The 9314-nt window shown below is 42.1% G+C and carries 5 protein-coding genes, 19 tRNA genes and 1 rRNA gene (1 of these 25 only partly in view); 23 read left to right on the top strand and 2 right to left on the bottom strand.

Translation table 11 applies throughout. The features are described 5' to 3' along the window. The 20 genes from ACVIJU_RS16645 to ACVIJU_RS16550 form a co-directional block, all read left to right on the top strand. Positions 1-553, top strand: a 23S ribosomal RNA gene (locus ACVIJU_RS16645) (it extends 2379 nt beyond the left edge of the window). A gap of 96 nt (positions 554-649) precedes the next feature. Beyond that, a tRNA-Val gene (locus ACVIJU_RS16640) sits at positions 650-725 on the top strand. A 159-nt stretch (positions 726-884) separates the two neighbouring features. Continuing rightward, a tRNA-Thr gene (locus ACVIJU_RS16635) sits at positions 885-957 on the top strand. Positions 958-1133: 176 nt separating this feature from the next. Beyond that, a tRNA-Lys gene (locus ACVIJU_RS16630) sits at positions 1134-1209 on the top strand. 7 nt (positions 1210-1216) lie between these two features. Then, positions 1217-1298, top strand: a tRNA-Leu gene (locus ACVIJU_RS16625). 6 nt (positions 1299-1304) lie between these two features. After that, positions 1305-1376, top strand: a tRNA-Gly gene (locus ACVIJU_RS16620). A gap of 7 nt (positions 1377-1383) precedes the next feature. After that, positions 1384-1472: transfer RNA gene (locus ACVIJU_RS16615), tRNA-Leu, on the top strand. Between the two features lie 5 nt (positions 1473-1477). Beyond that, positions 1478-1554: transfer RNA gene (locus ACVIJU_RS16610), tRNA-Arg, on the top strand. 3 nt (positions 1555-1557) lie between these two features. Further along, positions 1558-1634: transfer RNA gene (locus ACVIJU_RS16605), tRNA-Pro, on the top strand. Positions 1635-1645: 11 nt separating this feature from the next. Next, positions 1646-1718 (top strand) — tRNA-Ala (locus ACVIJU_RS16600). Between the two features lie 10 nt (positions 1719-1728). Then, positions 1729-1802, top strand: a tRNA-Met gene (locus ACVIJU_RS16595). 6 nt (positions 1803-1808) lie between these two features. Next, positions 1809-1885 (top strand) — tRNA-Ile (locus ACVIJU_RS16590). A 12-nt stretch (positions 1886-1897) separates the two neighbouring features. Continuing rightward, a tRNA-Ser gene (locus tag ACVIJU_RS16585) sits at positions 1898-1987 on the top strand. Between the two features lie 10 nt (positions 1988-1997). Continuing rightward, positions 1998-2074 (top strand) — tRNA-Met (locus ACVIJU_RS16580). 2 nt (positions 2075-2076) lie between these two features. After that, a tRNA-Asp gene (locus tag ACVIJU_RS16575) sits at positions 2077-2152 on the top strand. A gap of 110 nt (positions 2153-2262) precedes the next feature. Beyond that, positions 2263-2335, top strand: a tRNA-Phe gene (locus ACVIJU_RS16570). A 17-nt stretch (positions 2336-2352) separates the two neighbouring features. After that, positions 2353-2428 (top strand) — tRNA-His (locus ACVIJU_RS16565). A gap of 228 nt (positions 2429-2656) precedes the next feature. After that, positions 2657-2727: transfer RNA gene (locus ACVIJU_RS16560), tRNA-Gly, on the top strand. A 6-nt stretch (positions 2728-2733) separates the two neighbouring features. Beyond that, positions 2734-2807 (top strand) — tRNA-Ile (locus ACVIJU_RS16555). 99 nt (positions 2808-2906) lie between these two features. After that, a tRNA-Asn gene (locus ACVIJU_RS16550) sits at positions 2907-2978 on the top strand. Positions 2979-3038: 60 nt separating this feature from the next. Here ACVIJU_RS16550 and ACVIJU_RS16545 read toward each other — a convergent pair. Beyond that, positions 3039-3791, bottom strand: coding sequence for a TraR/DksA C4-type zinc finger protein (locus ACVIJU_RS16545; protein WP_240326840.1), 753 nt, complete (start codon positions 3789-3791; stop codon positions 3039-3041). Between the two features lie 373 nt (positions 3792-4164). Beyond that, the gene (locus ACVIJU_RS16540; RefSeq protein ID WP_063386558.1) at positions 4165-5106 is read right to left on the bottom strand and encodes a 1,4-dihydroxy-2-naphthoate polyprenyltransferase; all 942 of its coding nucleotides are present in this window, start codon (positions 5104-5106) and stop codon (positions 4165-4167) included. A gap of 241 nt (positions 5107-5347) precedes the next feature. On the opposite strand from ACVIJU_RS16540, the gene ACVIJU_RS16535 reads away from it, so the two are divergent. Genes ACVIJU_RS16535 through menH form a run of 3 tightly spaced genes read left to right on the top strand, consistent with a single transcriptional unit; the run spans position 5348 to position 9307 of the window. Beyond that, a complete protein-coding gene (locus ACVIJU_RS16535) occupies positions 5348-6769 on the top strand; it encodes an isochorismate synthase (RefSeq protein ID WP_161939792.1) in 1422 nt (473 codons plus the stop codon). After that, entirely contained in the window at positions 6759-8489 is a 1731-nt protein-coding gene (gene menD / locus ACVIJU_RS16530; RefSeq protein ID WP_117017542.1) for a 2-succinyl-5-enolpyruvyl-6-hydroxy-3-cyclohexene-1-carboxylic-acid synthase, read from the top strand. The genes ACVIJU_RS16535 and menD overlap by 11 nt, the downstream gene beginning before the upstream one ends. Next, positions 8486-9307 (top strand): 2-succinyl-6-hydroxy-2,4-cyclohexadiene-1-carboxylate synthase, encoded by an 822-nt coding sequence (menH, locus tag ACVIJU_RS16525; protein WP_082830217.1) that lies wholly within the window; start codon positions 8486-8488, stop codon positions 9305-9307. The genes menD and menH overlap by 4 nt, the downstream gene beginning before the upstream one ends. The last annotated feature ends 7 nt before the right edge of the window (positions 9308-9314 follow it).

The following is a 9314-nucleotide window of genomic DNA, read 5'->3' as shown; positions in this document are numbered from 1 at the left end:
TGCGAGACCTACAAGTCGAGCAGGGACGAAAGTCGGGCTTAGTGATCCGGTGGTTCCGCATGGAAGGGCCATCGCTCAACGGATAAAAGCTACCCCGGGGATAACAGGCTGATCTCCCCCAAGAGTCCACATCGACGGGGAGGTTTGGCACCTCGATGTCGGCTCATCGCATCCTGGGGCTGTAGTCGGTCCCAAGGGTTGGGCTGTTCGCCCATTAAAGCGGTACGCGAGCTGGGTTCAGAACGTCGTGAGACAGTTCGGTCCCTATCCGTCGCGGGCGCAGGAAATTTGAGAGGAGCTGTCCTTAGTACGAGAGGACCGGGATGGACGCACCGCTGGTGTACCAGTTGTCCCGCCAGGGGCACCGCTGGGTAGCTATGTGCGGAAGGGATAAGCGCTGAAAGCATCTAAGCGTGAAGCCCCCCTCAAGATGAGATTTCCCATCGCTAAACGCGAGTAAGATCCCTTGAAGATGACGAGGTAGATAGGTCCGAGGTGGAAGCGTGGTGACACGTGGAGCTGACGGATACTAATCGATCGAGGACTTAACCAAGAAAGAGCATCTATTCGTGAAGGAACCGTTATCTAGTTTTGAAAGAATTATGGACTTTTATTTACTTTGCATATGTCCTCTGGTGATTTTTGAATTGGAGGATTAGCTCAGCTGGGAGAGCACTTGCCTTACAAGCAAGGGGTCGGCGGTTCGATCCCGTCATCCTCCACCATACAGTATATCGATTCAGCTCAATTGGCAAAGCACGGTCGAGATATCGTCTTTCATGCTGCTTCATCGTACCAATTGAACTTTTCCTTGGACAAGATTTCTAAGATTGGAACGACGATCAAATGAAGCAAGACTGATTATTGATTGTTGTATTCATCATGCCGGTGTAGCTCAATTGGCAGAGCAACTGAATCGTAATCAGTAGGTTGGGGGTTCGATTCCTCTCGCCGGCATCATTAAAGGTGTTGCATATTGAGCAGGAGCTTTTAGATTAGTCGTCAGAGCAACGAGCAATGCTTCGACGAACAATCAGAGAGTTGTCCCGACGCATCCAACATCCTCGAAAAGACTGGCAGAGGAAGGGACATCTGACAAATGAAAAATGGATTAGGAGAAAAAAATTTTTTATGAGCCATTAGCTCAGTCGGTAGAGCATCTGACTTTTAATCAGAGGGTCGGAGGTTCGAATCCTCCATGGCTCACCATTTTGACGCGGGTGTGGCGGAATTGGCAGACGCACTAGACTTAGGATCTAGCGCCTTACGGCGTGGGGGTTCAAGTCCCTCCACCCGCATAATACGCGGAAGTAGTTCAGTGGTAGAACACCACCTTGCCAAGGTGGGGGTCGCGGGTTCGAATCCCGTCTTCCGCTTTTCTCTGCCGGGGTGGCGGAATTGGCAGACGCACAGGACTTAAAATCCTGCGGTAGGTGACTACCGTACCGGTTCAAGTCCGGTCCTCGGCACCATATTTGCGCCCGTAGCTCAATTGGATAGAGCGTTTGACTACGGATCAAAAGGTTAGGGGTTCGACTCCTCTCGGGCGCGCCATATCGGGAAGTAGCTCAGCTTGGTAGAGCACATGGTTTGGGACCATGGGGTCGCAGGTTCGAATCCTGTCTTCCCGACCAGGGAATTTAAAGGGGCCTTAGCTCAGCTGGGAGAGCGCCTGCTTTGCACGCAGGAGGTCAGCGGTTCGATCCCGCTAGGCTCCATATTTAATTTGGCGGTGTAGCTCAGCTGGCTAGAGCGTACGGTTCATACCCGTGAGGTCGGGGGTTCGATCCCCTCCACCGCCATTTTTCGGACCTTTAGCTCAGCTGGTCAGAGCAGACGGCTCATAACCGTCCGGTCGCAGGTTCGAATCCTGCAAGGTCCACCATCTTTATTATATGGAGGAGTACCCAAGTCTGGCTGAAGGGGTCGGTCTTGAAAACCGAGAGGCGGGTCAAACCGCGCGGGGGTTCGAATCCCTCCTCCTCCGTCATTATTATCGCGGGGTGGAGCAGTCCGGTAGCTCGTCGGGCTCATAACCCGAAGGTCGCAGGTTCAAATCCTGCCCCCGCAACCAATGGTCCCGTAGTGTAGCGGTTAACATGCCTGCCTGTCACGCAGGAGATCGCGGGTTCGATTCCCGTCGGGACCGCCATTAATTATTGATTCAACAGCTGTAGGAGGAATTTTTCAAGTACAGCAGGTTGTGTCAATGAATTCTTTCTTTAATGATGGATTGTACATAATTTTTTATCGGAGTTTTACGGCTCGGTAGCTCAGTCGGTAGAGCAAAGGACTGAAAATCCTTGTGTCGGCGGTTCGATTCCGTCCCGAGCCATTGTTTTATTAATTGCGGCGACTGTGGCGAAGTGGTTAACGCACCAGATTGTGGCTCTGGCATTCGTGGGTTCGATTCCCATCAGTCGCCCCATTTGCCTATAGTAGAGATAGATAATATGGCATTGAAAATAAGTATTTATTTCTATTATCAGCTTATTATGCGGGTGTAGTTTAGTGGTAAAACCTCAGCCACGAGCGACACTTCAATGAATAATCTGCGAGTTGCCTCGACGCATTTACATCCTCGAACAGTGCTGGAAGAGGAAGAGGCATGGAAATTGCGTGTTTATCATTTAAATAGAAAAATAAATATTTTCGCGCGGGTGTAGTTTAGTGGTAAAACCTCAGCCTTCCAAGCTGATGTCGTGGGTTCGATTCCCATCACCCGCTTAATATGGGCTTGTAGCTCAGCTGGTTAGAGCGCACGCCTGATAAGCGTGAGGTCGGTGGTTCAAGTCCACTCAGGCCCATTGCTATTTTTTAAGCAGCTTAGTTGGGCAATTGACATTGTTGCAATTGTCAGTCAAAAGCTGTTCTATTTGGCAAAATGCCTTAAATTTTTTTTATATTCCGCAGTAGCTCAGTGGTAGAGCATTCGGCTGTTAACCGAACGGTCGCAGGTTCGAATCCTGCCTGCGGAGTCATTTCGAAATCAAAAAAAGCGTTGCAAACTGCAACGCTTTTTTTGTCTTCTTGTAATTTTAATCATTTTTCGTATATGGTTCTTTTTCTGTTAATGGAAGATCTCCCCATAAAACTGTTAAATCCTCTTCATCAAGCATTTTTTCATATCGTTTATGTTCATGTGACGGATAGACGTTTACGTTTTTTCCCTCAATATCTGTATAAATGAAGTTTTCAATATCTTCAATATATCCAATTTCATCATCGGAATTATACATATCTCCGTACGATAACGGTGGAGTTCTTACATCTTGCGGTGTCTCTGACGTTCCGTATTCGATAACATCTTGAAAATAATCATACGGCTCAGTAACAGCGGTATTTTCATGGTCGATTTGAGAGGATCCGTGAAAAGTCGCATCAAGTATTTCTTCCTCTACAGGTCTTTCATGAGAAATCGTTTGAACTAGAGTATGTTCTTTGCATGTTTTGGCTGTCGGTATAGCTTTGAGACGGTCTTCATCAATTTTTTTTCCGCAGACGGAACAAGTACCGTAAGTGCCCTCATGAATTCTTTCTAATGCTTCAACGATCTCTTCATATTCTTTCTCTAAATGTTTATTTAATGCTAAATCTTTTTCTCTTTCATACAGTTCGGTCGCATCGTCTCCGGGGTGATTGTCGTAGCTGGAAAGCTCTCCAGTTGATTCATGGTCCAGCCCTTTTTCCAATTGAAAATGATCGTTATTATCCCAACGTTTTTCAATCTCATTTTTCATGAATATTAATTGCTTTTGAAAATCCTTTAATTTTTTTTCGTCCATGTCCATATGAAAGACACCTTCTTTTTTAGAATCTAAAGCTATTTTGGACGAAAAGGAATAAATTATAACTTTAAAATCATGAAAAAAATTCACCTTTGCAGCCATAAATTTCATCATCATTTTAAAACATGTCAGGAAAGGATTGCTGCTACCGCGCCTTTTTTAACGCTATGCTTTGAAGCTGATGGCACTTGAAAGGCTAACATAACATCATTCGCTGAGAAACAGGCTGGCTATCCGATAAAGAGGCTGTGACCTATCGAGATGTTTTTCCAGGACAAAACATTTGCTCAGCATATTGAAATTGCGAGTGGATGATACAGAACAAATTTCACAGTAAAGCTTAATAAAAAAACACGATAGTAAACATACTATCGTGTTACTGAGATATGATGGTGCTTATGAGCAAACCTGCAGCAAGCAAAAAGCCTAATAAAGTGTTTGTTTGCGATGTTGCTTTCATGGCCGGCATCATTTCAATAGGCTTTGTTTTGCCGACAAATCGCTTCACCGCCTGAATAGCTTTTGGAATGCTAAGAAAAGCAAGAATAGACCACCATGTGGAATAATCAAAAATGATCATAATAAAAATGAGACAGTAAGAAACAATAAACATAATTGCTAAAAATCGAATTGCATTCTGTCGGCCAAGCAAAATTGCTAATGTTTTTCTTCCGTTTTCCTTATCACCGTCTAAGTCTCTTATGTTATTCGCAAGCATGATGGCGCCGATCGTGATCGCAATCGGGATCGAATGAATGAAAGCTGTTGAAGTTAGATAACCTGTCTGAATAAAAAAGGAAATAAGGATAATAACGACTCCCATAAATAAACCTGAAGCTAGCTCGCCAAACGGCGTGTAAGCGATTGGATATGGACCTCCAGTATATAAGTATCCTACTGCCATACAAATTGAACCGACTAATGCCAACCACCAGCTTGACTGGAGACAGATGTAAATTCCCAATAGGATAGAGACAACAATACATGTGATTGCTAAATTTAAAACGGTTTGGGGCTTGAAGCCATTTCGGACAATTGCTCCTCCAATTCCGACAGATTCTTCTGTATCAAGACCTCGTTTATAATCGAAATATTCATTAAATAAGTTTGTGGCTGTTTGAATTAACAACGAGGCAGTAAGCATCGTAAGAAAAAGTCCAATATGAATGGGTCCTACTTGCAGTGCCAAAAGAGTTCCGACAATCACGGGGACAAATGCTGCAGTTAATGTATGGGGTCTTAAAAGCATCCACCAAGCCCGAAACCCTCGTTCAGCTTTTATAATGGGTACATTATGTGACTCCGTTTTAGGATGCATAATATGTTCTCTCCTTTATTTCATTCTGAAAACGAAAGCTATTCCCCACAACCTAGTCTAGAAAAATGTCGAAAGAGTGTCAATTGTTTTTCATTGGAATAAATGCTCAAGCCCCATCAAAGAGCTGAGGCAGTTTGTTTGCTTGTTGTTTTGCATTGCGTCATTCTATAATATAGTTGACATAAATTTTGAACAGGTGTATCTTAATATAAGCTATTTTTCGGTTATGGAGGGATCATCTTTGGTTTCAATTCCATGTTCAGATACATTGAGGGATAAAGTTGCGAATGCTGTCAATCATGCCAAAAAATATTCCCATCCAATCATTTTAAGTTATGTATTTGAAATCAAGGAGAAAGATCCGCTCCAGATTTTCTCAAGCTTTCAATCGGCTTATGCAGGGAAAAGATTTTATTGGGCGACACCTGATCGTACATTTATCCTTTGTGGAATTGGTGTTGAGCTCGAATTGACGACAGACAAAAAATTTTCCAACCGTTTTTTTGACATTTATTCAAAGTGGAAAGATTGGAAAGAGCATATACAAATTGAAGGCGCCCATCCGATTGGAACGGGTCCGCTTCTTTTTGGGGGTTTTTCTTTTGACCCTTTAAAAAATGCGAATTCTTCAAAATGGAAACCGTTTCATGAAGCACGATTCACTTTACCTTCTTTCATGATTACAAAAATTGGCCGTCACACACTTGCTACTATAAACAGGTTAATTCAATCAACTGATGATATAAATGAAATTATAAATCATTTCAATACATATGAATACACCTTAAAGAAAAAAAATGAAGACACAAATTCTTTTTTGAATTTTACCATCAAAAAAGAAAGTTTGTTTCATAAAAAAGAGTGGATGGCAGCTGTTGAAAAAGCAACAGAACAAATAAAACAAAACCGTTTTGAGAAAGTCGTATTGGCAAGGGAAATGCTGCTGGAGTTTGAGGGATCGATTGATATACATTATGTTTTATCAATGTTAAATGAACATCAGCCTAATTGTTATTTATTTGTTGTTGAAAATGAAGGAAAAACGTTCGTTGGTGCAACTCCTGAGCGGCTTGTAAGCAAGAGAGACCAAAAGGTCCAGTCTGCATGTGTAGCAGGATCAATTAAAAGAGGAAAAACAGTGGAGGCAGACGAAGAATACGCTCAGATGCTGCTTTCAGATACAAAAAACATTCATGAACATCAAATTGTTGTAAAAGCGATCGAAAAAGTGTTCCGTGAATATTGCCAAGAAGTGCAACTACAAAACAATCCAACGATTTTAAAAACGCCGAATATTCAACATTTGTATACACCTGTTGAAGGAACCGTAAAAAAAGGTTTTACGTTGATTGATTTTGTAGAAAAATTGCATCCGACCCCTGCGCTTGGCGGCTATCCGAAAGATGCTGCTCTAGCATTTATTCGCAATGAAGAACCTTTAGAGAGAGGCTGGTATGCTGCTCCGGTTGGATGGATGGATGATCAGGACAACGGAGAATTTGTCGTTGCGATCCGTTCAGGTCTGCTGGATGAGCAAAAAGCTTATTTGTACGCAGGATGCGGGATTGTTGGAGATTCGAAGCCGGAAGAGGAATACAGGGAGACAGAAATCAAATTTGGACCTATGCAGCATGCATTAGGGGGAAAACTGAATGAAAAATAAAAATCTATCTGACTATGTCATTGCATTTGTAAATGGATTAATTACAAAAGGTATTTCTGAAGTTGTGATTAGCCCAGGTTCACGATCTACCCCGCTTGCGATCACATTTGCAGAGCATCCGAAAATACATACTTATATTAATATTGATGAACGATCTGCAGGTTTTTTTGCTCTTGGATTGGCTAAAAAACAAAGAAAACCAATTGCTTTGCTTTGCACATCAGGAACAGCTGCAGCAAACTATTATCCAGCTATCATAGAAGCCCATTATTCACGCATCCCTCTTGTGATTTTAACGGCTGACAGACCTCATGAGCTGCGGGATATTGGAGCTCCACAAGCAATTAATCAAATTCATCTGTATTCGAACTATGTGAAATGGTTTGTTGATTGCGCTCTTCCTGAAAGCAGTCAAACGATGCTGTTATATATAAAAAATATCGCTCAACGGGCGGTCCAAACTGCAAATGAAAATCCGAAAGGACCAGTCCACATCAACTTACCTTTCCGAGAGCCGCTTTTGCCCGATCTATCGAAAATCCATCAATTGCAGAAGTCTCTTCATATTGAGCCAGTGGTGGAAACAAAAAAGCTGGTCGAACATGAGCAAATTGAACGGATTGTGGATGAAATCGATTCAAGCGAGAAAGGACTTATTGTATGCGGGGAATTACATAACAAAGAGTTTCGTGAACAAGTTTTGGCACTAGCAGAGAAATTGAAATTCCCGATATTAGCGGATCCGTTGTCCAATTTACGCTTTGGCGAACATTCTAAACATTATATTATTGATTGTTATGATTCCATTTTAAAAACGATGGAAAAGAAAGCGTATCTGAAACCTGATGTCGTGCTTCGTTTTGGTGCAATGCCCGTCTCAAAACCGCTGTTTCTATTGTTAAGAGACCATCCTGAAATAAAGCAAATTGTGGTTGATGGTGATGGCGGTTATCGCGATCCTACTTTATCAGCAGAACATGTTCACAGTGATGAAGCCTATTTATGTGAAATGCTGATCAAAAAATGTAAAGATAAACAGGAAACATCCTGGTGCAAAAAATGGAAACAAGTAAACAATCTCTTTCGAGAGTATTTGTCAACGCCGGCCATTGAGAAAGATTCTTTATTTGAAGGAACGGTATATGTCGAATTGCAAAAATTGCTCCCGGATCGCTGCAATGTATTTGTAGGAAACAGCATGCCGATTCGAGATGTCGACACGTTTTTCCATAACAGTGATAAAAATATTACGGTTTATGCCAACCGGGGAGCAAACGGAATTGACGGAGTCGTTTCGACAGCCCTTGGGGTTTCTGCAGCTAGTCATGAAAAAACTATTTTAATCATAGGGGATTTATCATTTTATCATGATTTAAATGGACTCCTTGCTGCAAAACAAAATAAATTGAACTTAACTGTTTTATTAATTAATAATAACGGCGGCGGCATTTTTTCATTTTTGCCGCAGGCGGATGAAAAGACGCATTTTGAACAATTGTTTGGCACCCCGACCAATTTAGATTTTCAATATGCAGCCAGCTTATATAGTGCACATTATAAAAAAATTTCCACTTGGGAAGAATTCAGAAGCGAGTTTCAATTCTGCATGAATAGAGATGGATTAAATATTATTGAAATCCCGACCAATCGACATACACGAGTCAACGAACAGAGAAAATGGCTTCGTTCTGTTTCCTGGGAAATAGAAAGGATGTTATGATGGGAAAATTGGCCGTTCGAAATGTGAATTATTGGGCTGAAACGTTTGGAAAGGGGGAGCCACTTGTTCTCCTTCATGGTTTTACAGGAAGCGGAGAAACCTGGGGATTTTTGAAAAATAGTTTAAAAAAATACCAGCTAGTACTTATCGACATCATCGGCCATGGTCAAACAGATTCGCCTGAAAATCCTGAAAGATATCGGATGGAAGAAGCAGTTGAAGATCTAAAAGAAATATTGCTTTCATTCAATATTCGAAAAGCGCATGTGCTCGGGTATTCAATGGGCGGAAGATTGGCATTGAGCTTTGCAATGAGACAGCCGGAATTTGTGAAGACTTTAATATTGGAAAGCAGTTCTCCTGGATTAAAAACTGAAAAGGAACGAGAGACGAGAAGGCTGCAGGACGAACGACTTGCCCAAATGATTTTGGACGAAGGGGTTGCGGCATTTGTACAACATTGGGAAAATATCCCTTTGTTTTTAACGCAAAAGTCTCTCCCGCCTGCCGTCAAGGACAAAATAAGAAAGGACCGGCTGAAAAATAATGCAATTGGATTGGCAAACAGTTTAAAAGGAATGGGAACTGGCGTTCAACCTTCATGGTGGGGAGTATTAAAAAGTTTCAACATCCCTACATTATTAATTTGCGGTGAAAGGGATCTTAAGTTTTGCAAAATTATGAAAGAAATGAACCAATTGATTCCTTGCTCTGAATTAAAGGTCGTGCCGCAGGCCGGACATGCAGTTCATGTGGAACAGTCAAAATTTTTTGGTAAAATAGTAGATGAGTTTCTCCAACATTTTTCTACATATTAAAGGAGGA

It is taken from the genome of Aeribacillus sp. SP014, from assembly GCF_054055575.1.
This window is presented reverse-complemented; position numbering and strand designations above follow the sequence as displayed.